56 protein-coding genes are annotated in these 21,238 nt (G+C 26.6%); all 56 read right to left on the bottom strand.

Annotated elements, in window-relative coordinates; all coding sequences use genetic code 11:
• On the bottom strand, positions 1-273 hold the full coding sequence (locus ACZJV1_RS19440; protein WP_463652418.1) for a hypothetical protein: 273 nt from the start codon (positions 271-273) through the stop codon (positions 1-3).
• The gene (locus ACZJV1_RS19435; protein WP_463652417.1) at positions 240-434 is read right to left on the bottom strand and encodes a hypothetical protein; all 195 of its coding nucleotides are present in this window, start codon (positions 432-434) and stop codon (positions 240-242) included. Before ACZJV1_RS19435 ends, ACZJV1_RS19440 begins: the two co-directional genes overlap by 34 nt.
• Before the next feature lie 9 nt (positions 435-443).
• Positions 444-866, bottom strand: coding sequence for a hypothetical protein (locus ACZJV1_RS19430; protein WP_463652416.1), 423 nt, complete (start codon positions 864-866; stop codon positions 444-446).
• A gap of 1 nt (position 867) precedes the next feature.
• The gene (locus ACZJV1_RS19425; protein ID WP_463652415.1) at positions 868-1,272 is read right to left on the bottom strand and encodes a hypothetical protein; all 405 of its coding nucleotides are present in this window, start codon (positions 1,270-1,272) and stop codon (positions 868-870) included.
• Positions 1,229-1,528 (bottom strand): hypothetical protein, encoded by a 300-nt coding sequence (locus ACZJV1_RS19420; protein WP_463652414.1) that lies wholly within the window; start codon positions 1,526-1,528, stop codon positions 1,229-1,231. The genes ACZJV1_RS19425 and ACZJV1_RS19420 overlap by 44 nt, the downstream gene beginning before the upstream one ends.
• Positions 1,529-1,542: 14 nt before the next feature.
• A complete protein-coding gene (locus tag ACZJV1_RS19415) occupies positions 1,543-1,722 on the bottom strand; it encodes a hypothetical protein (protein WP_463652413.1) in 180 nt (59 codons plus the stop codon).
• 67 nt (positions 1,723-1,789) lie between these two features.
• Complete coding sequence (locus ACZJV1_RS19410; RefSeq protein ID WP_463652412.1) at positions 1,790-2,032, bottom strand: hypothetical protein; 243 nt, start codon at positions 2,030-2,032, stop codon at positions 1,790-1,792.
• A gap of 2 nt (positions 2,033-2,034) precedes the next feature.
• Positions 2,035-2,286 carry a hypothetical protein gene (locus ACZJV1_RS19405; protein WP_463652411.1) on the bottom strand — a complete coding sequence of 84 codons (252 nt, stop codon included), beginning with the start codon at positions 2,284-2,286 and terminating at the stop codon, positions 2,035-2,037.
• Between the two features lie 106 nt (positions 2,287-2,392).
• Positions 2,393-3,001, bottom strand: a complete 609-nt coding sequence (locus ACZJV1_RS19400; RefSeq protein WP_463652410.1) for a DUF5052 family protein — start codon at positions 2,999-3,001, stop codon at positions 2,393-2,395.
• An 11-nt stretch (positions 3,002-3,012) separates the two neighbouring features.
• Entirely contained in the window at positions 3,013-3,183 is a 171-nt protein-coding gene (locus ACZJV1_RS19395; RefSeq protein ID WP_463652409.1) for a hypothetical protein, read from the bottom strand.
• 47 nt (positions 3,184-3,230) lie between these two features.
• Complete coding sequence (locus tag ACZJV1_RS19390; RefSeq protein WP_463652408.1) at positions 3,231-3,356, bottom strand: hypothetical protein; 126 nt, start codon at positions 3,354-3,356, stop codon at positions 3,231-3,233.
• Between the two features lie 43 nt (positions 3,357-3,399).
• Positions 3,400-3,576 carry a hypothetical protein gene (locus ACZJV1_RS19385; RefSeq protein ID WP_463652407.1) on the bottom strand — a complete coding sequence of 59 codons (177 nt, stop codon included), beginning with the start codon at positions 3,574-3,576 and terminating at the stop codon, positions 3,400-3,402.
• 13 nt (positions 3,577-3,589) lie between these two features.
• Positions 3,590-3,928: a hypothetical protein gene (locus ACZJV1_RS19380; protein WP_463652406.1), complete on the bottom strand. Its 339-nt coding sequence runs from the start codon at positions 3,926-3,928 to the stop codon at positions 3,590-3,592.
• Positions 3,929-3,995: 67 nt separating this feature from the next.
• Complete coding sequence (locus ACZJV1_RS19375; protein WP_463652405.1) at positions 3,996-5,354, bottom strand: CCA tRNA nucleotidyltransferase; 1,359 nt, start codon at positions 5,352-5,354, stop codon at positions 3,996-3,998.
• Positions 5,344-5,475 carry a hypothetical protein gene (locus ACZJV1_RS19370; RefSeq protein WP_463652404.1) on the bottom strand — a complete coding sequence of 44 codons (132 nt, stop codon included), beginning with the start codon at positions 5,473-5,475 and terminating at the stop codon, positions 5,344-5,346. Before ACZJV1_RS19370 ends, ACZJV1_RS19375 begins: the two co-directional genes overlap by 11 nt.
• A gap of 77 nt (positions 5,476-5,552) precedes the next feature.
• Positions 5,553-6,026, bottom strand: a complete 474-nt coding sequence (locus ACZJV1_RS19365; RefSeq protein WP_463652403.1) for a hypothetical protein — start codon at positions 6,024-6,026, stop codon at positions 5,553-5,555.
• A 17-nt stretch (positions 6,027-6,043) separates the two neighbouring features.
• On the bottom strand, positions 6,044-6,247 hold the full coding sequence (locus ACZJV1_RS19360) for a hypothetical protein (RefSeq protein WP_463652402.1): 204 nt from the start codon (positions 6,245-6,247) through the stop codon (positions 6,044-6,046).
• Between the two features lie 44 nt (positions 6,248-6,291).
• A complete protein-coding gene (locus tag ACZJV1_RS19355) occupies positions 6,292-6,588 on the bottom strand; it encodes a hypothetical protein (RefSeq protein WP_463652401.1) in 297 nt (98 codons plus the stop codon).
• A gap of 40 nt (positions 6,589-6,628) precedes the next feature.
• The gene (locus ACZJV1_RS19350) at positions 6,629-6,784 is read right to left on the bottom strand and encodes a hypothetical protein (protein ID WP_463652400.1); all 156 of its coding nucleotides are present in this window, start codon (positions 6,782-6,784) and stop codon (positions 6,629-6,631) included.
• Positions 6,785-6,841: 57 nt separating this feature from the next.
• Positions 6,842-7,081, bottom strand: coding sequence for a hypothetical protein (locus tag ACZJV1_RS19345; RefSeq protein WP_463652399.1), 240 nt, complete (start codon positions 7,079-7,081; stop codon positions 6,842-6,844).
• Positions 7,082-7,120: 39 nt separating this feature from the next.
• Positions 7,121-7,318: a hypothetical protein gene (locus tag ACZJV1_RS19340; protein WP_463652398.1), complete on the bottom strand. Its 198-nt coding sequence runs from the start codon at positions 7,316-7,318 to the stop codon at positions 7,121-7,123.
• Positions 7,315-7,476 carry a hypothetical protein gene (locus ACZJV1_RS19335; RefSeq protein WP_463652397.1) on the bottom strand — a complete coding sequence of 54 codons (162 nt, stop codon included), beginning with the start codon at positions 7,474-7,476 and terminating at the stop codon, positions 7,315-7,317. Before ACZJV1_RS19335 ends, ACZJV1_RS19340 begins: the two co-directional genes overlap by 4 nt.
• Positions 7,477-7,509: 33 nt before the next feature.
• Complete coding sequence (locus ACZJV1_RS19330) at positions 7,510-7,674, bottom strand: hypothetical protein (protein WP_463652396.1); 165 nt, start codon at positions 7,672-7,674, stop codon at positions 7,510-7,512.
• Between the two features lie 34 nt (positions 7,675-7,708).
• Entirely contained in the window at positions 7,709-7,879 is a 171-nt protein-coding gene (locus ACZJV1_RS19325) for a hypothetical protein (RefSeq protein WP_463652395.1), read from the bottom strand.
• Positions 7,880-7,914: 35 nt separating this feature from the next.
• Positions 7,915-8,136, bottom strand: a complete 222-nt coding sequence (locus tag ACZJV1_RS19320; RefSeq protein ID WP_463652394.1) for a hypothetical protein — start codon at positions 8,134-8,136, stop codon at positions 7,915-7,917.
• Positions 8,137-8,149: 13 nt separating this feature from the next.
• Positions 8,150-8,380, bottom strand: coding sequence for a hypothetical protein (locus ACZJV1_RS19315; RefSeq protein WP_463652393.1), 231 nt, complete (start codon positions 8,378-8,380; stop codon positions 8,150-8,152).
• A gap of 34 nt (positions 8,381-8,414) precedes the next feature.
• Positions 8,415-8,999 carry a class I SAM-dependent methyltransferase gene (locus tag ACZJV1_RS19310; RefSeq protein ID WP_463652392.1) on the bottom strand — a complete coding sequence of 195 codons (585 nt, stop codon included), beginning with the start codon at positions 8,997-8,999 and terminating at the stop codon, positions 8,415-8,417.
• A gap of 195 nt (positions 9,000-9,194) precedes the next feature.
• The gene (locus ACZJV1_RS19305) at positions 9,195-10,862 is read right to left on the bottom strand and encodes a hypothetical protein (protein ID WP_463652391.1); all 1,668 of its coding nucleotides are present in this window, start codon (positions 10,860-10,862) and stop codon (positions 9,195-9,197) included.
• Positions 10,863-11,327: 465 nt separating this feature from the next.
• On the bottom strand, positions 11,328-11,582 hold the full coding sequence (locus ACZJV1_RS19300) for a hypothetical protein (RefSeq protein ID WP_463652390.1): 255 nt from the start codon (positions 11,580-11,582) through the stop codon (positions 11,328-11,330).
• 310 nt (positions 11,583-11,892) lie between these two features.
• The gene (locus ACZJV1_RS19295) at positions 11,893-12,546 is read right to left on the bottom strand and encodes a deoxynucleoside kinase (RefSeq protein ID WP_463652389.1); all 654 of its coding nucleotides are present in this window, start codon (positions 12,544-12,546) and stop codon (positions 11,893-11,895) included.
• A gap of 37 nt (positions 12,547-12,583) precedes the next feature.
• Positions 12,584-12,826, bottom strand: coding sequence for a hypothetical protein (locus ACZJV1_RS19290; RefSeq protein WP_463652388.1), 243 nt, complete (start codon positions 12,824-12,826; stop codon positions 12,584-12,586).
• A gap of 11 nt (positions 12,827-12,837) precedes the next feature.
• Complete coding sequence (locus ACZJV1_RS19285; RefSeq protein ID WP_463652387.1) at positions 12,838-13,017, bottom strand: hypothetical protein; 180 nt, start codon at positions 13,015-13,017, stop codon at positions 12,838-12,840.
• Between the two features lie 32 nt (positions 13,018-13,049).
• Positions 13,050-13,274 carry a helix-turn-helix domain-containing protein gene (locus tag ACZJV1_RS19280; protein WP_463652386.1) on the bottom strand — a complete coding sequence of 75 codons (225 nt, stop codon included), beginning with the start codon at positions 13,272-13,274 and terminating at the stop codon, positions 13,050-13,052.
• 45 nt (positions 13,275-13,319) lie between these two features.
• Positions 13,320-13,454: a hypothetical protein gene (locus ACZJV1_RS19275; RefSeq protein ID WP_463652385.1), complete on the bottom strand. Its 135-nt coding sequence runs from the start codon at positions 13,452-13,454 to the stop codon at positions 13,320-13,322.
• Positions 13,455-13,546: 92 nt separating this feature from the next.
• Positions 13,547-14,251 carry a hypothetical protein gene (locus ACZJV1_RS19270; RefSeq protein ID WP_463652384.1) on the bottom strand — a complete coding sequence of 235 codons (705 nt, stop codon included), beginning with the start codon at positions 14,249-14,251 and terminating at the stop codon, positions 13,547-13,549.
• A gap of 53 nt (positions 14,252-14,304) precedes the next feature.
• A complete protein-coding gene (locus ACZJV1_RS19265; RefSeq protein ID WP_463652383.1) occupies positions 14,305-14,607 on the bottom strand; it encodes a hypothetical protein in 303 nt (100 codons plus the stop codon).
• A 4-nt stretch (positions 14,608-14,611) separates the two neighbouring features.
• Complete coding sequence (locus ACZJV1_RS19260) at positions 14,612-14,788, bottom strand: hypothetical protein (RefSeq protein ID WP_463652382.1); 177 nt, start codon at positions 14,786-14,788, stop codon at positions 14,612-14,614.
• 2 nt (positions 14,789-14,790) lie between these two features.
• Positions 14,791-15,201: a hypothetical protein gene (locus ACZJV1_RS19255; RefSeq protein ID WP_463652381.1), complete on the bottom strand. Its 411-nt coding sequence runs from the start codon at positions 15,199-15,201 to the stop codon at positions 14,791-14,793.
• 21 nt (positions 15,202-15,222) lie between these two features.
• Positions 15,223-15,969: a GIY-YIG nuclease family protein gene (locus tag ACZJV1_RS19250; RefSeq protein ID WP_463652380.1), complete on the bottom strand. Its 747-nt coding sequence runs from the start codon at positions 15,967-15,969 to the stop codon at positions 15,223-15,225.
• Between the two features lie 11 nt (positions 15,970-15,980).
• Positions 15,981-16,208, bottom strand: coding sequence for a hypothetical protein (locus ACZJV1_RS19245; RefSeq protein ID WP_463652379.1), 228 nt, complete (start codon positions 16,206-16,208; stop codon positions 15,981-15,983).
• A gap of 63 nt (positions 16,209-16,271) precedes the next feature.
• Positions 16,272-16,481 (bottom strand): hypothetical protein, encoded by a 210-nt coding sequence (locus ACZJV1_RS19240; protein ID WP_463652378.1) that lies wholly within the window; start codon positions 16,479-16,481, stop codon positions 16,272-16,274.
• Between the two features lie 16 nt (positions 16,482-16,497).
• Complete coding sequence (locus ACZJV1_RS19235) at positions 16,498-16,776, bottom strand: hypothetical protein (RefSeq protein WP_463652377.1); 279 nt, start codon at positions 16,774-16,776, stop codon at positions 16,498-16,500.
• Positions 16,777-16,780: 4 nt separating this feature from the next.
• A complete protein-coding gene (locus tag ACZJV1_RS19230; protein ID WP_463652376.1) occupies positions 16,781-16,954 on the bottom strand; it encodes a hypothetical protein in 174 nt (57 codons plus the stop codon).
• Positions 16,955-16,965: 11 nt separating this feature from the next.
• The gene (locus ACZJV1_RS19225; protein WP_463652375.1) at positions 16,966-17,151 is read right to left on the bottom strand and encodes a hypothetical protein; all 186 of its coding nucleotides are present in this window, start codon (positions 17,149-17,151) and stop codon (positions 16,966-16,968) included.
• A 10-nt stretch (positions 17,152-17,161) separates the two neighbouring features.
• On the bottom strand, positions 17,162-17,443 hold the full coding sequence (locus ACZJV1_RS19220) for a hypothetical protein (RefSeq protein WP_463652374.1): 282 nt from the start codon (positions 17,441-17,443) through the stop codon (positions 17,162-17,164).
• Positions 17,444-17,507: 64 nt separating this feature from the next.
• On the bottom strand, positions 17,508-17,708 hold the full coding sequence (locus tag ACZJV1_RS19215) for a hypothetical protein (protein ID WP_463652373.1): 201 nt from the start codon (positions 17,706-17,708) through the stop codon (positions 17,508-17,510).
• Between the two features lie 5 nt (positions 17,709-17,713).
• Complete coding sequence (locus tag ACZJV1_RS19210; protein WP_463652372.1) at positions 17,714-18,133, bottom strand: hypothetical protein; 420 nt, start codon at positions 18,131-18,133, stop codon at positions 17,714-17,716.
• Positions 18,134-18,160: 27 nt separating this feature from the next.
• A complete protein-coding gene (locus tag ACZJV1_RS19205; protein WP_463652371.1) occupies positions 18,161-18,454 on the bottom strand; it encodes a hypothetical protein in 294 nt (97 codons plus the stop codon).
• Between the two features lie 2 nt (positions 18,455-18,456).
• Positions 18,457-18,627, bottom strand: coding sequence for a hypothetical protein (locus tag ACZJV1_RS19200; RefSeq protein WP_463652370.1), 171 nt, complete (start codon positions 18,625-18,627; stop codon positions 18,457-18,459).
• 138 nt (positions 18,628-18,765) lie between these two features.
• Complete coding sequence (locus ACZJV1_RS19195; RefSeq protein WP_463652369.1) at positions 18,766-18,936, bottom strand: hypothetical protein; 171 nt, start codon at positions 18,934-18,936, stop codon at positions 18,766-18,768.
• Between the two features lie 6 nt (positions 18,937-18,942).
• Positions 18,943-19,137 (bottom strand): hypothetical protein, encoded by a 195-nt coding sequence (locus ACZJV1_RS19190; RefSeq protein ID WP_463652368.1) that lies wholly within the window; start codon positions 19,135-19,137, stop codon positions 18,943-18,945.
• Between the two features lies 1 nt (position 19,138).
• Positions 19,139-19,633 carry a hypothetical protein gene (locus ACZJV1_RS19185; RefSeq protein WP_463652367.1) on the bottom strand — a complete coding sequence of 165 codons (495 nt, stop codon included), beginning with the start codon at positions 19,631-19,633 and terminating at the stop codon, positions 19,139-19,141.
• Entirely contained in the window at positions 19,634-20,140 is a 507-nt protein-coding gene (locus ACZJV1_RS19180) for a hypothetical protein (protein WP_463652365.1), read from the bottom strand. It lies immediately after the preceding gene.
• 20 nt (positions 20,141-20,160) lie between these two features.
• A complete protein-coding gene (locus ACZJV1_RS19175; RefSeq protein ID WP_463652364.1) occupies positions 20,161-20,406 on the bottom strand; it encodes a hypothetical protein in 246 nt (81 codons plus the stop codon).
• Between the two features lie 60 nt (positions 20,407-20,466).
• Positions 20,467-20,643, bottom strand: coding sequence for a hypothetical protein (locus ACZJV1_RS19170; protein WP_463652363.1), 177 nt, complete (start codon positions 20,641-20,643; stop codon positions 20,467-20,469).
• Positions 20,644-20,834: 191 nt separating this feature from the next.
• Entirely contained in the window at positions 20,835-21,128 is a 294-nt protein-coding gene (locus tag ACZJV1_RS19165) for a hypothetical protein (protein WP_463652362.1), read from the bottom strand.
• Positions 21,129-21,238 lie beyond the last annotated feature (110 nt).

Genomic DNA, 21,238 nt, shown 5'->3' with positions numbered 1-21,238 from the left:
TCAAATCTCCTTTCTTGCATAAAATACTTTGATTATTTTATAACTCCCATCTAAATATTTAACTTTACATTCATTTCTTTTTGCACCTTCTATAAAATCTTTAACTGTTACGCTTACACCATACAAACTATTTAAGGTAGACAAATAGTCTGTCCTTATTATATTGTTTGCAAGTGCATTATAACCCTCTGGATAAACTTCTATCTCCATTGCTATTGGTTTTAATTTTTGTAATTTTTCTACCGCTTTTTGAATATCTTCAATAGTAAACATTTTAAACCTCTCCTTTCAGATATATCAAAATATCCTTCAAATACATGATAAAGTACACCATCATCGTCTTTTATGGCTAGATATTCACCAGCACAACCAAATACCTTATAAGTTTTTCCTACTGTAAATCCACTGACTGGTTTAATACATTTCACTTTCATAATTAAAGCCTATACTAATTTAAAGCTTTCTAAAAATTCATCTAGTAAAAAATCTTCTTCATTGCAATCATCAAACAAATAATTACTATGAACTGAAACTCTAACCTTATCTTCTCCAAATGCTCTAACTGCTTCATCATATGCTTTGACTAATATTTCCAACTCTTCTTTTTTTTCTGGGTATAAACCTTCTTCTCCTTTCCCAGTAAATAAGATTGGAGATAAATAAACTAAATCTCCATATGGACATTCAATTTCAAATTCACACAAATCAAAGAAATTAGATTTTTCATATAACTTATCTACCACAATATCTTCATTGTAATCAAAATCTTCATCTTCGAATTCTTCCCCCAGTTTTATTAATAATGATATGTTTTCTATTTTTTCATTCTTTATTGTTTTTCCATTATAATTAAATATTGCATCCATACTAACCTCTCCCCTTAAATTCAAAATCTATGTTTAAATGATTTAATAGTTTTTCAAGTCCATCTTCCAATATCTTTATTTCATCTGATTCAATACACACTATTTCATTTTCAAATCCGTCATGTATAGTGACAAATTGAGACATATAACTTTCCAATGTCAATTTGTTTGATTTTTTAATCTCATTATTTTTTTCAAATTCTTCCTCTATGTTTTCACTTTTAAATAACAAATTACTGCTAGGGTAAATTGCTTCACGTAATATTCCAGTATCCTTATCTCTTGCAACCAAAATTGGAATACTTTCTATTTCATAGCTATACTTATCGAATCTTGGAAACCTTCTGTAAGAATCTCTTTCCTTAATTAACTCTTCTCTTGCTAAGTCTATAGTTGATTGTTTCATCTATATTTCCCTCCTTTACATTGCAAATCTCTCTTTTTCGTTCTTGTATCTGCTCATGAGCCTTTTTTGATAACCTACAAACAACACTATCTCCACCAAATGTTATTGCACTGTAGTAAAATACTTTGTCATTAACTGAGTAGTTTAAATCCATTATAAACATTCCTCTATAGATTGTTGGGGTAATGGACTTTGGAATATAATTTATTATTTGACTTCTTTTACTTCTTATATTATCTGATTCAAATTTTTCCACTCTATTTAAACCTCCTACTTTTTCATTTCAACACAATTTGTTATAAATATCTTACATCCTAATTTAGAACTCAAATCTTTCTCAATCATTTCTATCTGACTACCAGTTCTAATTGGTTTAGAAATTCTAAGTGTAGTTCTACCTAAAACTCCACTATGTATATATTGGAAACATATTAAAAATCTTTTTCTCATTTTTACCTCTCCTTTTTAAATATCAAATAAAATTTATCTTTTATCTGCTTTTTTACCAAAATAAATGCTATAATGTTTCTTTTAACTCTTTTTCCAAAGATTTAAGACTTTCTTCATTGACTTCAAAATTAATAATTGGTTCAAGTTCTTTGATTTCATTGTCTAAATTCATACCCCAACCTACTTGCCAAGCAAAAACTATGGCAAAAAATCCAAATAAATAAGAAACTTCTTTAATAGCTATAAACATACATATTAAACTTATAAAAATTAATAATCCTATTTCTAATGGTTGTCTCCATTTTTTCATAATCAATCTTCCTCCACTATATCTCTTTCTACAATATATTGTTGCTGAGTTCCATATAAATATTCTCTGAACTCACTTGGATGATATGTTATATATATTTTATCCTCATACCATAATTGATATTTATTTGTAAATTCATGATATATAACATCATAAAGTCTTTTTGTATCAATATCTCTAATTATCATATTACTACTAGGCTTCACGACCTCTTTTACTTCTAGTGGAAAATCATTCATCCATTCCCAAAACATATTACAATTCCTCCTTATCTCTATCTTGATATAATCATATCATTGTTTGATTATTTTGTCAATGATTTTAAATGAGAAAAAGAGATAGAATATAAAACTCTATCTCTTACAACAATAAATTCATATCATATATTGTATAATCGCATCTGTAAAGAAATAGATATTGTCCATCTATTAATATCCCAGTAGATTTATCTATGTCTGTAGCAAAATAACTAACATCTTGTCCTACAAAAGTTGCTAATGGTTTTCCACTTTGAGACCTTACAAGAACTACTTTGTCTTTTCCAGTTGTAATATTTTTAAAATTACTAACCATTTTATTTATGATTGGTGTAGACCTATCAAAATTCTCTATATCAACAGTCTTTGTAAAGTTATCAAATTCATCTACCAATCCTTTTTCATAAAGGATTAGACTACTTCCAACGTGTGTCATTGATTGTCCACCTACTGATATATTTAATACAGAAGAATTTTTAACCTTTTTACCTTCTAAATCCTTTTGAGCGAATTTGTCTTCGGCACTAATATCTATTGACTTACCCTCTATTCTATCAATTATATTACTCTCTTCATCATATGTTTGTACAATAGCAGTTCTACCCTTTAAAGATGATTTCATCTCTCCTATAGCATTATCAAGTAATGCACACCCACTAAAAATAAATATTGTTAATATTAAACTTGTTAAAACTAAAAATTTCTTTTTCATTATAATTCCTCCTAATCTTCATTTTTCTCCGTTTTAAATAACATAAATACTTCAAAATCTACTGAAAATGGTTTTTCACAACCTTCGCAATCCATTATAAAAGTACCCTCCATATCATTAGGTTCAATATAATCTAAAGCATCGTGAGTATTGTTGCACCAAGGACATTTAATCTCAAACATTATTTCTCAACTCCATTTTCGAAACTCTTACACCATATTTTTTTATATTAAAACCCAACCTTTCTTCCAAATTTATGTATAACCAATTCACCTTTTTTAAATCCTTTAAATTCTTTTTGTAATACATTATTTTCTGGGAATTTAACACTTCCCTCTACAATCCTTCTCTTCAAATCTTCAAAACCTTTCTTTTCTCCATACTAACACCTCATATAATTACAACTCATTAATTTTGTTTGATAAATTTTTTAAAAAATCTATTTCTTCTAATATTTTATCTGTATATGATTTAGATTCTAATCCTTCGCACAAACTATAATCACATTCTCTATCCCAAATCTTATCATCTATAAGTTCAATCAATTCTTCTTTTTCCCTCTTTGTAATTTTCATATCAAATCTCCTTCTATAATTGAATATATCTTGTTCTATAATCATAATGTCTGTACTCATTTTCGTGTTCCATATATTCCTTAATAACGCTTGTAATGTTGAAAAAATCATTTACAATAGTTCTTATAGGTCTATTGTTCACTGTAATTGTAGTAATCGCATTTAATTCTCCCTTATGAATAATTCCATCGGTTCTATGACAAATTATTTTATAATCTATCCACTTTTCATCGTTCTTTTTGTTTAAATAATCAACAACTGTTTTAGCTTGTTGTTCCATATCATTGCCTATTAAAATATCTTTTATGTCATTATTATCATCTGTTATATAAAATATCTTCACTCTATTCATTTTTAACCTCTTATTATTTAATTATTTTATTGAATAATATAAATACATAAAGGGTACTTTTAAATTGTTACCCTTTATAATTCTTTATTACATAATCTATTAAGTGTTCTTTACTGTTTATATTGGGATTTTCTATAACCAATTTCATTAAGCTATTTAAAATGTCTCCTATCATTTTTCCTTGTTTGAATCCAATATCAATTAAATCCTTACCGTTTACCGCTAAATTACTGATTGAAACACATTCTTTATTTGTAATGACTTCTGAAAATAGATTTACTATTTTATCTAATTCTTTACTTCTTTTATCATGATACATTGGATTTTGTGCTTTTATATCTGCTCTTTTCACCAATATTAAATCTAAAAATAAATCTTCGCCAATTAAGTTTAATAGTTTTCTTATTGACTTTTTATTTCCTATTTGTCTATCATGATAAAGAATTAGTGTATAAACCTTATTAATAGTATTATTATCATACTTCAATCTCTTTAATATCTCTTTTGATTTTTCAGCAGATGCTTCGGCATGACCATAAAAATGACCTACTCCATTATCATCTATTGTCTTAAATTGTGGCTTACAAATATCATGAAACAACATAGCTAATTTTAAATAAATTTTAGAATCAATACTTTCTACAGATTTGATAATATGATTAAATACATCTAAATTATGATATATATTATTTTGATTTAAACCAATACACTCACTCATCTCTGGAATAATATCCTTTAACAAATCTAATTCAAATAATTCAGATATCTTTCCACTAAAATTAGATAATAATATTTTATTTATTTCAGATGATATTCTTTCTTTGGATATATTTCTAATTTGTTCTTTTAGTAATATAGCACTATTTAAAATATCCTCATCTAAACAAAAATCTAATTGAGAACTAAATCTAAACGCTCTTAATATTCTTAGCGAATCTTCTGAAAATCTATCTATTGCTTTTCCTACACAACTTATTCTTCCTTCTTTTAAATCTTTAATTCCCTCATAATAATCTACCAATCCAATATCTTCATTATACGCCATAGCATTAATAGTGAAATCTCTTCTAGATAAATCATCTTTTAAACATCTAGTAAAGACTACACTATTAGGATGTCTATTGTCTTCATACTCTCCATCAATTCTGAAAGTAGTTATTTCATATCCTATTTTATTCATCATAATAGTAACTGTACCATGTTTTAATCCAGTTTCTATCACATTAAAATTCAAAGAGCGAAATATTTCAGAAACTTGATTTGGCAAAGCATTTGTTGTTATATCCCAATCATTAGGAGTTTTATTTAACAAACTATCTCGAACACACCCACCAACGATATACGATTCATAATTATTACAATTTAATGTTTGCAATATGAAATTTACATCTTTAGGAATGTCTATTTTATAATCTTTATACATCACTTAAAATCACACCTTTATTTATTTCCATTATCAATTTTTCAACTTCATCATAATTTGGTTTCTTTGATAAATTTGTATTTTCTGAAGCATATTTAAATCTTTTATCTAACTTATCTACCATAACACCCTCCCTCATATTTCCAATAAAACAACTCTTTCATATATTATTTAGGGGATTTCTCCCCTATTATGAAGAGTTTATTCTTTTTCTAGTATTTCATTTAATACATATCCTACTTCATTAAACTCATCTAAATATAAGTTTCCAACAGAATCCCTTACAAACCTTTCGTCATTTTTATCTATATTCTTAAAATTATATGCTATTGCCCTCATGACAACTTCTTTTTTGCTTTCATCAATGTTTTTAACATATTCATTATAAAAGCTATTACTTCCTCCAAATATTTCTTCTGCCAAACAACAAGCGTTCCACAATAATTCATTTAATCTTATTAAATCTTTTGTAAGAATTTTAACCTTCTCGTTATTGCAATGATGTTTTATAAAGTTCTTATTTTCTAATAATTTAACGTATTCCTCATACGTTTTTGGCTTAGGACAATTTTCCAATGGTTTCCCAAAAGAATCTGTTTTATATCCAAACTGACATTCATATGCAACCACACCTACTTCTTGCATTGCTCTACAACCTTTACAAGTTCTTTTCATAACAGACCTCTTTCACATTAATCTTCATCTTCAACATCATTCGGACTAGCATAAAATGAAGGATTTAATTGCTCAGTCATATATACATAATCACAATCATACTCATTGCTATTACTCAATACATGAGTGTATTTAGGTGATATATCATCCGCAAACATCGCAACTTGTTCATTTTTCTTTATAACCTTTCCACAAACATCACATATTATTTTTTTGTTCATAAATTCACCTCTTAATTATCTAATTCATCTTTTAAATCATTGTTTTAACTATTTAATTGGTAGCATTTTTCCCAAGACAGCAACTCAAACCATCCCTTAATCCAATATTTATTTAAATTATCTTCATTTTGAAATATCTTGAAATCTCTTACCGAATCAATATTTATCTTTCCTAAAATGCCACCACATTCAAAAAACAATTCACATCCATCGTTTGAAACTAATTTATTATAAAGAACATCTTTATCATTTATCAAATTACCTCTCTTTACTTCCCCACTGAAAATCTTACAGTTTTGCAATAAAGAATCATCATTCGTTAATATATCTGCTAAATACACAGTAATACCTCACCTATAATTTATAAAATATATCATTGTTTTAATTATCCTCTTCGTTACTCCATTCATCTTTTTCTAGTTCCCAATTTGGATTGTTTTCTAGTTCATCCATAATCATTAATATATGACCAGCATAAACCTTTTCTCCCCTACCTATTTTTTCTAATTGGTTTTTTAAACCTTCCCATTTATTCATTATTAAATCCTCCTCATTATTTCACTTCTATTTTTTTATATAAAATGTATCATTTATTTATTCTTCTTCGTAAATTTCAAAATCATCTACATAGCTTTCTCTTACATTTCCTCTGCGAGTTCCTTCAATCATTCCCCACTCTTGGTCGGTAATCTCTATTTTATTTCCATCTTCATCTTCTAAATTTATTGGACAACAAGCTGAAAATATCTTTTCTCTTGCTTCTTCTTCACTATTTGCTTCAACTCTAAAACTTAATCTAGCTGTTATGCTTACAGCTCCATAATACTCTTTCATAATTTAATTCTCCTAACTTTATAACACTTTATTTATCTATTACATATTATCCAATGCTCTACTTAATATAAATTTTCTTATATCATTAGCATACCCCTTGCTGTAATTAGATAACTTTTTCAACTGGTCAAAATCAATATTTTCTAAATCAGTGCCTTCTAAATCTTCTAAAAGTTGTTTCATATCATTCATAACTATTTCAACTTGCTCTACTATTGATAAACCTTCTGTCTTCATATTAAGTCCTCCTCAATTATTTCTGTATAATATTCATCATGATTTAAATTAATATTAACACCTCTCTCAACTCTTTCTGCTCCACTTTCAGAACTTGCACAAGGTATTTTTTCTACTATTGAATCATCATCGTATTTTTTTATTGCTATATAAAACATTTTACTTCCTCCAATATTTTATAAAAATATTATTTAACTTTGATAAAGTATATCAGTTACTTTAATTCTAATAACTTCTATGTCCTCATATTTGTCTTTATTTTCTTCTATCCAATCCTCAGCTTCATTTTCATCTAGCCAAGCAAAAGTATAATTGTTATCATATTTATAAGTGCATAATATTTCTTTATTTCCCATTCCAACAACCTTCTTTCTAAATTAATAATTATTTTTAGGAATCTTGAATCAACTCACCTAAAGCTTCACCTTCAACCAGTTCATTTTTTTTAATCCACTCTATATAGTTTTTAATTGCATTTTCTTCATTTACAGCTTCGAATTCTGCTATTCTATCCATTTTATCCCTTTGTGATACTTTCCACGTAAATCCATATACTTGCATATTAAATCCTCCTTAAACTTTATAAAAACATCATTTTATATTATTTTAACTCTTTTTAACTCTTTACCATCAGTCTCAGCAGAAACAAATACCTTTTCATTTTCTAAAGTATCAAAATCCAACAGTGCTTTTGGAGAACCTGTAACATTCCAAATATATTCTTTATTATCCATATCAATAAATTTAAACGTTGTATACTGAGAATTGTATTTATTCACCTCAAATCCCTTATATATTAACTCTAATTCATTTCTCATGATATCCACCTCTTTATAATAATTCAAATTTTTGAATTTTAATATCTATAAAATCACCATTAATATATTCTATATTTAAATACTCACGCTCTATAGCCGAACTTTTAATATCATCATCTTTTAGTAATTCATCTTTATATCTATTAAATTCTTTTAAAATTTTATCTCTTCTAGTAGATATAGCTACAACACAATCTCCATCATCAAAACTTTTACTTTCAAATATTATATATCCATATTTCATATTGTCACCTCATTAAAATACATATTTCATATATTTAAACTAATCTTCTATCATTCCTAGCTTCATATTCAGCCCAACATCCAATCCATGAATTAGGGTTATCTCTCTTATCTTTTAAGCATCTTTTATATTTCTTTTTTAATTCTTTCATCTCTTCATATATATCTGAATTTATAACATTCCATATATCAAAATATATTGTATCGAATTTAGTTCCTCTTGGAAAATTATTTTCAAATATATCTCCTTGGATAATTTTCACTTTATCATTCAATGGTAATTGAGTTCCGATAATATCAATTATATCTTGATATTTTTCTATTATAGTAATACTTTTAATTTCTGGCTTATTCATTAATGGGATTAATATCATACCTATACCTAAACCACCTATTAAAATATCTCCATTTGCCCTTTTTATTATTTCATTATTGGTTCTATGCTCCATAGGGGTGTCTGACATCACACATCCATCAAACGTCTTCGTTTTATCTATTAATCTTACGTATTCTCCCTTAGGTATTCCAATATAAAAAGAATATTTTTCAATTTCAAATTTTTCTAATTTAAATCTATCCGTTTCTTTATCATTTAATATTTTTGCCATTGATTCAAACATAATACTTATCTCCTTCTTTATTTATTATAACATCTTAATCCAACTATTTTTCAATGATTTACTTAATATTTCTAAGTTGTTAATTTATATTTTAATTATATATTTATTTGTTTATTTTGTCAATAGTTTTAGATTCTATTTTTTCTAATATTAAAAGAGTAGTAAATAACTTATTACTACTCTTTTAATTAATCCCTAGTTGTATTTACTTACGATAAAATCCTCATAACTCATTAAGTTCTTCATTATTTTAACTTCTTTGATTAGTATTTCATTAAAGTATTCAGATTTTTCACCGTTCTCTTTAAATTCTTTGTATTTACTTACGTCAACATCATTTTCAATACCTATCTTAATTAAATTATTTATTCGGCTTTCTGGTATGTTTAATATTAATTGTTTAATACTTTCGTATTCTGGTGTAGTTTTAAATAACTCCATTTCATTTATTATATATTCATCATATAATTTTTTTAAATCATCAAATTTGTTTTTACTTTCGTTATTTTCTTTTTCTTTTTCCTTTTCAATAAAGTTATTTATATCATCATATTCCTTTCCTAACGGAAGTCCTTCTTCTCTTCTAAGTGCAAAACCAAGTAATGCCCCAGTATCTATGGCTCTATTCAGTAATGACTGTTTATCTACCCATAAAATATACTTAATTATTTCCCATTTATCTTTTTTCTTTGTAACACTATTAGCGAAAGTTCTATCTAATTTTCTATCTACCAATTCTTCAAGCAATGATTTAGATGGTAGTTTTAAATATTCTACTTTACTTACGTTATTTTTGCCATCATCATTGTTATTATCGTAAGTAAAATCAAATTGAGATTGCTCACCTTTTATGAATTTTCTTTCTATAATTTCCTTTACTTCTTTTATAGTTGCACCAAAACAAAAATAGATACATGATTCCTTAGTGCCATTTATCTTAACTTCATCACCAAAGCCCCAATCTGACAAATATCCAATTTCTTTGAGATGGTTTAATGGTTTCTTAACCTTTCTTTTTAACTCAGATGGAAAACTAAAATCAATTGGTACAGAAACTCTAAGAGTACTATAATTTCTTTTAATATATTTTAAACTTTTATTATTTCTATCATATCTATTAGCTTCAAGATATGAGTATATCCCACGTTCTACTCCACTAGGAATAAGATTAAAAAACATCTCTGAGTCTAAATATTTTAAATATTCGTATCGTAAGTTATTTATAATTAATTCATTAAAGTAAACTACGTTCTTATCTATCTCAACAGAATACTCATCATTTGGGGCTTCTTTTTTAGATGTTTTAAAAGTGTAATTAGCTATAAGACTCATGCCATTCTCTCCACTTTTAATGTATCTACTATTTTCTTTATCATACCAAGCACCATTCTCATAACTAAAGTATTGAGTTTGTTTTAAGATACGAATTGCTTCTTTCAATTTATCTATGTAATAACCCGTTGATGGGATTTTCATAAACATACATAACTCATACCAACTGAATTCTAATTTACTTACGTTAATTTCGTATTGTTGTAACTCAGAATTGTAAGGAAATGGTGCATTTTTCTTTACAAATAATCCTAACAATCCATGCCAAGTATCGCTTTCAAATTGTCTGGGAAGCTTACCTTTGCAATACATATACAACTCTCTACTTTGTTTTTTACCATCTATCCAACTATATCTTCTTTCTTCAATTTGTTTAACTTTGCCATCCCCATCTAGTTCTGGTTTAAAATTACCATAAATAAATAATGGTAGTTTTAAACTATTTATATCTGCCACAAAACTTTTTTCAGTTATACATTTATTTTGTGTTTTACTTACTACAATGTCCTTATCAACAATTACCTCTTGCAATTTCTCTCACCTCACATTAAAATTATATACATTATGTTCAGCAAAGTAAATATTACTTACGATAAATTTTTATAATATCCTAGTAAGTTTTTTAAAGTTTTTTGCTTTAAAATTATATTCGTAAGTAATTACAAATTATATAGTAAGTAAATACAAACTGCTTAACATAAGTATTTACAAGTAAATTCGTAAGTAAAAACAACGATTAACGTAAGTTATGTAGAGTAAATCCTTGTCAAATATAGTCATATCAATGTGTTCAAAAAGTGTTAAAACAACAACAATCTCTTTAGAAATTGTTATATTATAGATATTTATAGAAGAATAATAAAAGAACTTTATATTAAGTCTAACACTGTCTATTATTTAATTAATTTCAAAACTATCTCTCTATGAAAAATAGACCTTAAATATATATTTATATTTAACATATATTTAAGGTCTTAAATTATTTATTTATTTTAGTTACCATATATTTTTTAATTTTGCTTCTTTTATCAAATCTTTAATTCTATTTGTACATTTTATATATTCCTCATCTGTTTGAAAATCTGTTTCCCCAAATTCAAACTCTTTAACAAATGTAGAACTCTTTCCTATCTTATAATCTAAGTATCCTTTTAATATTAAAAATCCCACTGTTCCATTAGTCACTGTTTTATTTTTAAATATCTCTTTTCCATTGTCATATGTTATAATATCTCCAATTTTTGCCATCATTATTCTAAGACCTCCACACGTTATTATATAATATTATATGTATAAGGTTTAAAATAATTGCATCAAATTCTAAATTTATTAATTTGTATGCTTGTATGAATATTTTTTAAGTATCTTGGTTATAATTAGAATATGTTTGAATTTATTGCAATAAACTCGTTAAACATAAACGAATATAAATGTGATGCACCACATTTTATGGATTTCTTTTTTCTAGAAACAGATTTCTATACCCATCTAAAGGGTACAATTTAGATGGGTTATTTGTGTTATTCTTAAATTCAAACACTAAATAAAATAAACTTTTTATTTACCTTTTATCCCTTTTTGCAAGTTTTTCTTTAACCTTTCTGATTAAAATTTCTTTATGTTTTTCATTGTTTACAAAATCAAATTTATCTATATCAAAAATCAAAATATCGGATGCTGTATAGTAACTATGTACCCAATTATCATAATCTTTCCATAAGAAATGATAATACTCAATAAGTTCCTTATCTAATTCGTATTCTCTTCCTCTTTTCTTAATACGATTTAAAAATGTATCAAAAGAACCTTTAAGATATATCATTAAATCTGGTGATTTTTTTGGAAGTTCGGAAAGTTCTTCCATCATATTATCAAGTAATCCTTCATAGAGTTCAAACTCCAACTCACTGATTCTACCAAGTTCCATATTTTTCTTAGCAAAATAACAGTCTTCATAGATTGACCTATCTAATATATTATTATCATTGTATAAAGCCCTCTTTATACTTTTAAACCTTGTGTCTAAAAAATGAAGTTGTAATAAAAATGGATATCTATTTTTTTGAATTTCTTCCTCTGTTGATGAATAAAATAATGGCAATATTTTATTATCCTCAACACTTTCATAAAAAACTTCTGAATCTAACGCTTTACCTAATATTTGAGCAACGGAAGTTTTTCCACCACCAATAAAGCCACCTATACAAATCACCATAACCATCTCCTTCTTTCTGTTTTATTCGTTTATTTTTTTACTCTTCATCATCTTCAATAATTCCCAAAGCTTCATTTATAGAATCTTCTATTTCTGAAATTCTCCTTTTTATCAAATCTAATAATATATCCAACTCTGTATCTGAAAGACAAAATTCATCACCTATATGATTAACAACTTTTAACCAAGTTCTTTTTTTATCTGATTCTTCTAGCATTTCTTCTTTTAATAATAATTCCTTATGTTCTTCACATAGCTTCTTAACTACATCAAAATCCACTCTAAGACCTCCTATTTCAAACACCCTATATTATCTAATGGTTTCATACCTTCGTCAAAGACAGCGAATATAAATCCATTAAAAGCCATATATATGTATCCAGTTTTTCTAACAAATGCTTTGCAATCATCAAAATGTCTTAAATCTCTTAATTTATCTGTATCAAAAATATCTCTCCAAGTTAAATTCATATTAAAACCATTCCTTTTTATTCAATTAATCATTATTGTTCTAAAAAATATCTTTTATACTCAACAGAATCGCCATATCTGTTAGTGCTTTGCAACCATTCATCTTTAATGTTATAACCTTCTTTTTTAAGATTGAATATTATTGCACTTAATCTAGTTGCACCAAATTCTTTTATTGCATCCCAACTAGTAATATCTCCATTTTCAATCATATAATTTAAAATTCTGTCTTTCATTGTTACTTTCTTTTTTTTCATATATCTCTCTCCTTTTATCAATCATTATTTAAACATTTCATTTTATTAATTCTTTAATAATCTAACTAAATCACCCGCTGATAAATCACTTATTGATATATCGTTCAGATTTACTTCATCAACATTTAAAACTTCTCCTAAAAACGGTTTTTGACATATACTCTTTAGCCTTGTCCTCATTTTCAGCTATACAATGAATATATCCTTTACTGGTAACGTACGATTTAAACCAAACTATATAACCCTTCATGTTTAATCTCCCTTACTATTTCTTAAAATCTATTTCTTCTTTTTATAACAATTACAACACCAGTTATTAACACTATAATTACAATTCCAGTAACTATATCAACCCAAATATTTGAATAACCATAACTTACGGTACTTGCTACTCCGTCTGCTGAAACAACTACATGGTCATTATGGTGTGTTGCCATTCTATATAGCCAGTAGTTATCCCAAAAACTTGTTCTATAACTTGTACCATAACTATTAACATAAGTTGTATTATGATTGTTTATATATGTTCTGCTTTGTTTATTGTTTACAGTCTTCTTAGTTGTATTATTTGTTGTTGATTTGTTACTGCTTGATTTTGTTGAAGATTTAGAGCTGTCGGTTTTGGCTTTTGAATCTGTTTTTGTTGATTTAGAATTATCTGTAGACTTGAATGAACCACTCTTAAATCCACTCGAATTACTACTAGATTTTGAATCAGTTTTTGGAGTGGTTGTACTACTTTTTGTAGACGATTTTGAATTGCTCTTAGTTGTAGAAGAACTCTTACTTGAACTTTTTGACGTACTGCTCTTAGGTGTGCTTTTTGCTCCGCTACTTCTTGAACCAGAACTACTTCTAGCACCACTACTTCTTGCTCCACTAGACATACTCTTTGCTGATACTGTGACTGCTGACACCTCTGCAAATAGAAACATTGTAATAGTTAAAAGCGTTATTATTTTTTTACATTTTTTCATATATATTTTCAAACCCCTTTTCAATATTTATAATAAAACTTCTGTTTCATATGTTATTTTATATTTAACCAATTTAAATCAACCACATCTTCCCATTTATATCCGATAACTTTCCCAGTTTTAATCTCAACTACTTCTCTATAATTCTTCCCATCAATGATTTTATAACCAAACTTTTCTAACAATGTGCTATTATATTCATTGCTTTGAAAAGGTTGAAAAATTGATGTTTTCTTATTTCCATCACATAAATATAAATCTGCTTCTATATTCCAAGCAGTATATATAGCTTTTACCAAATCTTTTTCTCGAAAGAATCCATAATCACCGCAATTGTTACTATAATAAAATTTCATTATATCAATCCTCCAAAACTTCTATTTTCACAAAGTTATACATACCACATTGATTACATTTCCAGTCAACTTCTTCTTCATTACCAACTCTTAATGTGAAGTCAGTATTTTTGCGAATTATATTAAATTGATTTTGTTTACAACAAGAACATTTCATATCACCTTCTAATTTTAAATACATATCTATTCCTCCACCCCTAAAGATAACATTCTACTAGCCTTTAATTTCTCGACATAAGCTATCATTCTATCTAACTCTTTTTTATTATTATCATAATCAATTATAGCCAATCTGCCTTTTAAATCATGAATCCAAGCATCAAGACTACAACCACTAAGTTTATAGGCATCTAAAAACCCTAATTCTTTAGCTGAGTTTTTTAAAGCATTTATTCTTACTAGTGCATCCATGACTTCTTTTCTACCTATCATTCTCACATTTATAACATTTCCATTTCTGTATATATCCAACCCTCTATTTGCTAGGAATTTAAAGTTTTTAATTTTATCCAATTCTATTGTTCTTTTATCTATTTCACGTTCTAAGTATATAATTTCTATAACAGTATTATCCACTTTAACATTGTCTATCACTTAAAATTACACCTCATTTAATTATTTTATTTGATTATTTTTAAATATCATTTTATTAAATCTATCTTGATAGTCTTTCATAGATAGTTTTGGTATAGTTACATTATAAACATCATAACCTTCTTCAATGTATTTATGAATCCACCAAGCTTCAATATTATTCAGCAATTCTTGCCCATCTTCATTAAGTTTTCTTTTTACTTCTGTTATCACATCAAATGTTATATCAGTAATATCTCCCTTCTCACCATCTTTGATATGGTCTTGCCATCTGAAAAATGGAAGATATTTAGTTTGTCCAATATAATGCTTGTCTTCAATCCTATTATACATATGATAGATATATCCAACTATTCTATTATCAATTTGTTCTCTTTCTTGAAATTCTCCTTCATATCTAAGATTGTCATTGTATTTGTGCTTACAATCGTGACTACAGAAATAATATTTTTCGTCTTCTACAACTGTATATTGAAATTCTCTTGAAAATCCTTTGATTGGTTTGTGACATTGAAAACAAATAGTATCTATTGTTTGATATTTATAATTATACCAATATTCATTACTATCCATTACTATTGCATATAAACCATCTTTTTTTCTTGGTTTAGCAAATTTTATATATTTGTATTTGCTTGAAATCTCTTCTTTTGATAACTCTCTACTTAAATTTTCACCTTTTAAATAAAACTCATCCAACATTATTCCTTTGTCATAAGAATCTCTCTCATAATTATAATCAAATATTCTTATCCAAAAATAATTCAATATATCACCTTCTATACATCAAACTGCCATAGGTCATCCCTATTTCTATCTTCTTTTTCTATTTGTAATCTTCTCTCTAATGATTTAATATCATCTAGTAATGCTTTTATAAACCTTGCTCCTTGTGGAGAACCCCATCTTTTATCATTGATATAGATATCAATTCCATTTTTGTCATCTATAAAGCCATATCTTGCTTGACCACTTCTACTATATGTTACATAATTATATTCTGCCATAAAAGTCACCCCTTATTAATATTATTCAAAAAAATATGTTACTTAAAAATATTTCTCCACCCCCTATAAATCTAATTTTAATGTTCCGCACTTAGGACAAGCATATATATCAGCTTTTTTCGTAATTTTATAATAATTTCCTTCACCTTCATAAGTTGCAGTAATGTCTAAACAAATAAATTCTTTATTTCCATTTATAAAATTGGGTTCTTTTTCCAACCTATCTTCCAATTGATAACTTGGTATTTTCTCATATCCACATACACACTTCATGATATAAATCTCTCCTTTAAATTAATTTATTTACTACTCCTATATATTTTCTATTTAAATCACATACTTCTTTATAAGCATCTGTAAGTTCTTTTGTAGTCTCATTTAATACTGTTTTTAATAATATTTTCCTATATTGTACCATTATTGGAATATTTGCATCTCTACAAACAATAGATATACTGTCAGTATCATATAATATTTCTTTATCTTTATATTCATTGCTATTGTCAATTATTTTTTCTATACTAATGTCTAATGTATTTTCATTTAATTTTATAAGTCTTATTTCCATGCTACTACCCCCAAGTCTCTAAAACCAATGTATTTTTATCAAATTCTAATGATTCAATTTTAAACCTATCATTATGCTCTAGTTCTATATCACTACCAGTATATCTAACTTCTATCTTTACTTCATTTGGATTATCAAATTGTAATAAAGCTTCTAAAATATCTTTTCCATTAATCATATCAATCACCCCTACACTAAATCACCTAATATTTTTTCTATATCTGAAACTTGTGATTCTATATCACTTACATAGTCTCTAATATTATCAACTAATTTTAAAACTTCTTCTTTTACTTCTGTATCTTCTAAGTTTTTCATTTCTTTTTCTATATCATCTAATTCCCAACCTATTTTGGATGTTAATCCTCTTGTCATAGCCTACCTCCTATAAATCTTCAATATCTCTTTCAGCCATATTCCTGGCTTTTTCTAATTGAGATGTTACTACTTCAAATAATGGAGTACCTTCTTGTATAGCAACCAATCTAAAGTTTGAACCATTTCCATATGTCATTTTTAATTCAAGTCTACATCTCTCAGTACCATAATATTTTTCAGAAACTATTCGTGGCATACTGATAACTTCATCAAGTTCAGTTATCATGGTATTTAGACTATCAAATATTTTAACCTTTTCCATAATTTCATCTCTCTTTTCTTTATTCATTTTTACAATCCTTCCTTTTTAATTTTTACCAACAAATAAAATAACTATTTTATTTGATTATATTTTACCAATTTCCTATACTGATAAAAAATGCTCCAAAAAACATCATCACAAGTTGTAATATAAACTCTTTCCAATAAGTTATCATAAACCTTGTTTCTGTCATATCTATGCTTGTAAATTTTAAAAATATAAACCATACTATTGCACTAATTACTAATCCCACTCCTAAAATAATTGATAATTTCTTCATAATCTTTTTCATTTTTACTACTCCCTTCTTTCCCAATGATAAAACAATTCGTCTTTAAATATCATATTCATTGGGGTATCTATAGTATATCTTCCACTATCAAATCTTCTAAGAAAATCTATCATCTCTCGTGGATTATATCCACTTAAATTTATAAATTTTACGATTGGAGTATTTCCATGATTAAAACATACAACTGCCCAACTATTATGATTTAATTCCCCTCTTCCATTAACATCTATTCCAACTTTAACAACTTCTTCTAATGTTCTATGTAATGAATTTATTTGATTTTGCTGTTTAACATCTTGTGATTTTAAAATCTCTACATTCACTTCTGTTAAATAAATATGTCTATCCAATGCCTTTTCTACTTTATCTATTCCCAAAAATATTATCATTTTGACTCTTAATTTTTCTTTCAATTTCTCAAACACTTTTATTCTCCTCTAAAGTCATTTTTACTATCTGTAACAATTGTCACAATCTCTACCCAAAGCATCTCTAAGTCCTTCAATAATTTTACTTCCAACAATATCAGATATGTTTTTTGCATACTGTTCTTTTTGCATAGCTTCTTTTACATAATCTCCTATTTTGTTGATATCCCACCAATCATTCATTCTTGAATCAATATTGTTTGTTATTTTTACAAAAAGTTCTCTTGAATCAAAAAGTTGGTCTATTCTCTGTTGAATTTGTTTTGCAATTTCACTTCTTACTAACTCTTCAATTGTTTCATTATCAATATTAATCATTTTTACTCTTCCTCTCTTAATATAAATTCTTGAAATGCTTCAAATGAAACGGTAAACATAGTTTTATTACTTCCAGCTAACCTATCACAAGTATCTTTAAAATTACAGCCTTTACAATAACCTTTGTCACAATTATCAAGAATTTCTTCAAATAATTTTTCCAAATTACTCATTTATTTTTACTCTCCTTAACAATCATTTTTATATTTCATTTTTATAAAGTCTAAATATTGTGTTCAGAATGTATCATAACGATGCTAAACATATTACTAACAATGGTATAATTGATAAATTTAAAAACAGTTCCATTTTTACTTTATCTCCTTTAACATAATTTCTCTAAACTCTTCAAATGTTGTATGACAAAACGAATACTCTTCATTAAAAAGGTTGCAAGTTTCTTTAAAATTACAATCATCACAATCTGAATGTGAAGAACAATTGTCGTACAAATCACTATATAAAATTTCTAAATAATTCATTTATTTTTACTCCTCTTCTTTTTTATTTTTACTCTCAATCATTTTTATAACTTTATTTAACAATTTATAATCCATTTCTAAAAACTTCTTATTATCTTCTAGTCTAGCTTTAATTGTCTCTTGTGTTGCATAAACTTGTCTACTTGCAATAGTTGTATTTATACAATATGTCATTTCCTCTAACTCTTCTTTACTGAACATTTTACTCTCCTATTTTATCTATCATGTAATCTATAAATTCATCGCTATGTTTAAAGTTTATATCACCTTTGAATCCTTTAAACTCTTTTCTATCAACTCTCAATCTTTCAAGTATTTTTACTATTTTATCTCCTCTTTTTCTCATGTTTAAGAATCTTCTAATCATTGAAGGTTTTATAAAAATAACCTTATCGTAATTATTTTTATTCATACTCTTTACACCTTGTACATCTATGATATAAAAATCTGCTCCCTCTAAATCCTCTGGAAGTGTGTAATACTTTTCTCCATTATAATTTGTTTTTGCAATAACGTCCTCTCTATCAAACTCTCCTCTAGCTTGTTTATGAGTTACGAATATATGAGTATCTTCCCCTTTATACCTTGGTTTTCTTGTGGTTCTTGATATTACCTTCTTAAATCCATAATGATTATGTAGAAAATCAACTGAATAATCTTTTCCACTACCGCTTGGTGCTACTACTAAATTTACCATTTAAAATCCCTCTCTCTCAAATTCAAAAGTTTCCTTTTTTGATTTAGTTTCTATCTCTATTAGTTCACAAACAACCTTCCAATAAGCCATTAACCTATCGTTTCCAAGTCTTTCAAAACTTCTAAATGACATTAAGCTTTTGATTGTTGTGTAACACTCTAAATTATATTCACCAGTATTTACATCCCCATCTAACTCTATATTCTCACAACCAGTTAGGTCTTGGATTAATTCTACTAAATCACCTTCTGTCCATAGCTTGGTTATATTGAATTCTAATAATCCTCCAATATATCTAAACTCTCTTTCAAGCTTCGAGACGTTGTAATATGTGTCTATTCTCTTTCCTCTAATTGAACTACAATCTAATTCTATGTTCTCAAAATATTCTGCATCAAATCTCCATTCAGCTTGAACTAACTCATAATTGATGATATTTCTATTGTTAAGAAAATCTTGAACCTCTTTAGATTGTTCTTTAAAATCTTTTAATGATACAAATTTCATAACTTCATCATCCTTTCTTATTAACAAGCGTTAGCTAGTCTCATTTCTCTTATTAGCCTTGATGGAGTTGGCTCATATATTTGATTATCTATTCTTTTAAAACCGCATATATCTGCTCCTACATTCATAATTCTGTCATACTGATTCTTTATTTGATTAACTAATTTAATTCTATCTTTCTCAGTATTAAAGTTTTTTCCTTTGATAAAGAAATCCTCTCTCTTATTTTCAACTATTACACTTGCCATTGCCTTTGTATTTATCATTTTTCCTCAATCTCCCTTTATGATTATTTGTTTGATTATTTTAATATTGGATTTTAATTATTACCAATCTTTTTCATTACATAAATCTCTTATAACACGTTCCATATTCCTTCTTTGTGCTTCGCTATTATTTGGGTAAGCTGACCTTCCCCAACTTTCTTCCATTAGTATTCTGTCTTTTTGTTCACTTGTTAAACTTCTATAATCTTCTTCTGATAAATTGTTTAAATATGACATATTGATATCTCCCTTTTCTTTTAATTTTCTGATAAAATATCTCTTTTATTAATTATGTTAATTGGTTATTAATATTATTTGATTATTTTATAATTTAATAATATCACAGAACTACCAAACAGTCAATGCTTTTATTATGTAAATAATTTTTATGGGGTAAGCAAACCAACCTACCCCATTATAACTGATTATTAATTGATAATATTTGGTGAAAATCCTAGATTAGAATAATTCTCCCAATATAACAACCAGTTTTCAATATTGTTTTCAATATCTCCATTTTTAATATTTTTTATAAGTATGATTATTTTTCCATCTGTTATATGTTGACACCATATATCTTCACACAATTTTTTAAAATTGTTAAAATCATCATCTAGTATATATTTTTCTAACAGAGTTTTAAGGTTTTTAATAAAATTTGGGTCATTGACCATATTGAATATTTTTTCTTTATAGTTTTCACAGTTGTATAGTTTTAACACTAGACTCACACCCCTTATATTTTATGAGAACATAAGTTCCCCCTTGTGTACTATTTTATTATAAATAAAACTGATTTGCAAGAGTTAAAATAAATTTAAATGTTTAATTA

The organism is Clostridium sp. LS3 (assembly GCF_055330225.1).
The sequence above is the reverse complement of the archived record's forward strand: the minus strand, read 5'-3'. Positions and strand labels throughout refer to the sequence as shown.

Bases quoted from the DNA above. Each gene is read 5' to 3' on its own strand.
- ACZJV1_RS19430 (WP_463652416.1), bottom strand. From the start codon at position 866: ATGGATGCAATATTTAATTATAATGGAAAAACAATAAAGAATGAAAAA.
- ACZJV1_RS19270 (WP_463652384.1), bottom strand. From the start codon at position 14,251: ATGAAAAAATGTAAAAAAATAATAACGCTTTTAACTATTACAATGTTT.
- ACZJV1_RS19405 (WP_463652411.1), bottom strand. From the start codon at position 2,286: ATGTTTTGGGAATGGATGAATGATTTTCCACTAGAAGTAAAAGAGGTC.
- ACZJV1_RS19330 (WP_463652396.1), bottom strand. From the start codon at position 7,674: ATGGGAAATAAAGAAATATTATGCACTTATAAATATGATAACAATTAT.
- ACZJV1_RS19225 (WP_463652375.1), bottom strand. From the start codon at position 17,151: ATGACAAGAGGATTAACATCCAAAATAGGTTGGGAATTAGATGATATA.
- ACZJV1_RS19385 (WP_463652407.1), bottom strand. From the start codon at position 3,576: ATGAAAATTACAAAGAGGGAAAAAGAAGAATTGATTGAACTTATAGAT.
- ACZJV1_RS19435 (WP_463652417.1), bottom strand. From the start codon at position 434: ATGAAAGTGAAATGTATTAAACCAGTCAGTGGATTTACAGTAGGAAAA.
- ACZJV1_RS19170 (WP_463652363.1), bottom strand. From the start codon at position 20,643: ATGTCATATTTAAACAATTTATCAGAAGAAGATTATAGAAGTTTAACA.
- ACZJV1_RS19235 (WP_463652377.1), bottom strand. From the start codon at position 16,776: ATGGAAATAAGACTTATAAAATTAAATGAAAATACATTAGACATTAGT.
- ACZJV1_RS19205 (WP_463652371.1), bottom strand. From the start codon at position 18,454: ATGATTAATATTGATAATGAAACAATTGAAGAGTTAGTAAGAAGTGAA.
- ACZJV1_RS19280 (WP_463652386.1), bottom strand. From the start codon at position 13,274: ATGAAAAAAAAGAAAGTAACAATGAAAGACAGAATTTTAAATTATATG.
- ACZJV1_RS19415 (WP_463652413.1), bottom strand. From the start codon at position 1,722: ATGAGAAAAAGATTTTTAATATGTTTCCAATATATACATAGTGGAGTT.
- ACZJV1_RS19310 (WP_463652392.1), bottom strand. From the start codon at position 8,999: ATGTTTGAATCAATGGCAAAAATATTAAATGATAAAGAAACGGATAGA.
- ACZJV1_RS19240 (WP_463652378.1), bottom strand. From the start codon at position 16,481: ATGAAGTGTGTATGTGGATATGAGAAAATACCAAGTTATCAATTGGAA.
- ACZJV1_RS19295 (WP_463652389.1), bottom strand. From the start codon at position 12,546: ATGGTGATTTGTATAGGTGGCTTTATTGGTGGTGGAAAAACTTCCGTT.
- ACZJV1_RS19440 (WP_463652418.1), bottom strand. From the start codon at position 273: ATGTTTACTATTGAAGATATTCAAAAAGCGGTAGAAAAATTACAAAAA.
- ACZJV1_RS19245 (WP_463652379.1), bottom strand. From the start codon at position 16,208: ATGGCAGAATATAATTATGTAACATATAGTAGAAGTGGTCAAGCAAGA.
- ACZJV1_RS19300 (WP_463652390.1), bottom strand. From the start codon at position 11,582: ATGATGGCAAAAATTGGAGATATTATAACATATGACAATGGAAAAGAG.
- ACZJV1_RS19380 (WP_463652406.1), bottom strand. From the start codon at position 3,928: ATGAATAGAGTGAAGATATTTTATATAACAGATGATAATAATGACATA.
- ACZJV1_RS19400 (WP_463652410.1), bottom strand. From the start codon at position 3,001: ATGAAAAAGAAATTTTTAGTTTTAACAAGTTTAATATTAACAATATTT.
- ACZJV1_RS19185 (WP_463652367.1), bottom strand. From the start codon at position 19,633: ATGGTAAATTTAGTAGTAGCACCAAGCGGTAGTGGAAAAGATTATTCA.
- ACZJV1_RS19340 (WP_463652398.1), bottom strand. From the start codon at position 7,318: ATGAAGACAGAAGGTTTATCAATAGTAGAGCAAGTTGAAATAGTTATG.
- ACZJV1_RS19370 (WP_463652404.1), bottom strand. From the start codon at position 5,475: ATGGTAGATAAGTTAGATAAAAGATTTAAATATGCTTCAGAAAATACA.
- ACZJV1_RS19180 (WP_463652365.1), bottom strand. From the start codon at position 20,140: ATGAAATTTGTATCATTAAAAGATTTTAAAGAACAATCTAAAGAGGTT.
- ACZJV1_RS19275 (WP_463652385.1), bottom strand. From the start codon at position 13,454: ATGAGGACAAGGCTAAAGAGTATATGTCAAAAACCGTTTTTAGGAGAA.
- ACZJV1_RS19350 (WP_463652400.1), bottom strand. From the start codon at position 6,784: ATGAATAAATGGGAAGGTTTAAAAAACCAATTAGAAAAAATAGGTAGG.
- ACZJV1_RS19230 (WP_463652376.1), bottom strand. From the start codon at position 16,954: ATGATTAATGGAAAAGATATTTTAGAAGCTTTATTACAATTTGATAAT.
- ACZJV1_RS19215 (WP_463652373.1), bottom strand. From the start codon at position 17,708: ATGAAAAAGATTATGAAGAAATTATCAATTATTTTAGGAGTGGGATTA.
- ACZJV1_RS19220 (WP_463652374.1), bottom strand. From the start codon at position 17,443: ATGAATAAAGAAAAGAGAGATGAAATTATGGAAAAGGTTAAAATATTT.
- ACZJV1_RS19410 (WP_463652412.1), bottom strand. From the start codon at position 2,032: ATGAAAAAATGGAGACAACCATTAGAAATAGGATTATTAATTTTTATA.
- ACZJV1_RS19395 (WP_463652409.1), bottom strand. From the start codon at position 3,183: ATGTTTGAGATTAAATGTCCTTGGTGCAACAATACTCACGATGCTTTA.
- ACZJV1_RS19190 (WP_463652368.1), bottom strand. From the start codon at position 19,137: ATGTTCAGTAAAGAAGAGTTAGAGGAAATGACATATTGTATAAATACA.
- ACZJV1_RS19175 (WP_463652364.1), bottom strand. From the start codon at position 20,406: ATGATAAATACAAAGGCAATGGCAAGTGTAATAGTTGAAAATAAGAGA.
- ACZJV1_RS19365 (WP_463652403.1), bottom strand. From the start codon at position 6,026: ATGAAAAGAACTTGTAAAGGTTGTAGAGCAATGCAAGAAGTAGGTGTG.
- ACZJV1_RS19285 (WP_463652387.1), bottom strand. From the start codon at position 13,017: ATGAATTTAACTTGGAGAGATATTTTTGATACAGATAAATTAAGAGAT.
- ACZJV1_RS19360 (WP_463652402.1), bottom strand. From the start codon at position 6,247: ATGAACAAAAAAATAATATGTGATGTTTGTGGAAAGGTTATAAAGAAA.
- ACZJV1_RS19345 (WP_463652399.1), bottom strand. From the start codon at position 7,081: ATGAAAGAGTATTATGGAGCTGTAAGCATAACAGCTAGATTAAGTTTT.
- ACZJV1_RS19325 (WP_463652395.1), bottom strand. From the start codon at position 7,879: ATGCAAGTATATGGATTTACGTGGAAAGTATCACAAAGGGATAAAATG.
- ACZJV1_RS19335 (WP_463652397.1), bottom strand. From the start codon at position 7,476: ATGTTTTATATAGCAATAAAAAAATACGATGATGATTCAATAGTAGAA.
- ACZJV1_RS19195 (WP_463652369.1), bottom strand. From the start codon at position 18,936: ATGAATTATTTAGAAATTTTATATAGTGATTTGTACGACAATTGTTCT.
- ACZJV1_RS19265 (WP_463652383.1), bottom strand. From the start codon at position 14,607: ATGAAATTTTATTATAGTAACAATTGCGGTGATTATGGATTCTTTCGA.
- ACZJV1_RS19425 (WP_463652415.1), bottom strand. From the start codon at position 1,272: ATGAAACAATCAACTATAGACTTAGCAAGAGAAGAGTTAATTAAGGAA.
- ACZJV1_RS19200 (WP_463652370.1), bottom strand. From the start codon at position 18,627: ATGAGTAATTTGGAAAAATTATTTGAAGAAATTCTTGATAATTGTGAC.
- ACZJV1_RS19260 (WP_463652382.1), bottom strand. From the start codon at position 14,788: ATGTATTTAAAATTAGAAGGTGATATGAAATGTTCTTGTTGTAAACAA.
- ACZJV1_RS19315 (WP_463652393.1), bottom strand. From the start codon at position 8,380: ATGAAATATGGATATATAATATTTGAAAGTAAAAGTTTTGATGATGGA.
- ACZJV1_RS19320 (WP_463652394.1), bottom strand. From the start codon at position 8,136: ATGAGAAATGAATTAGAGTTAATATATAAGGGATTTGAGGTGAATAAA.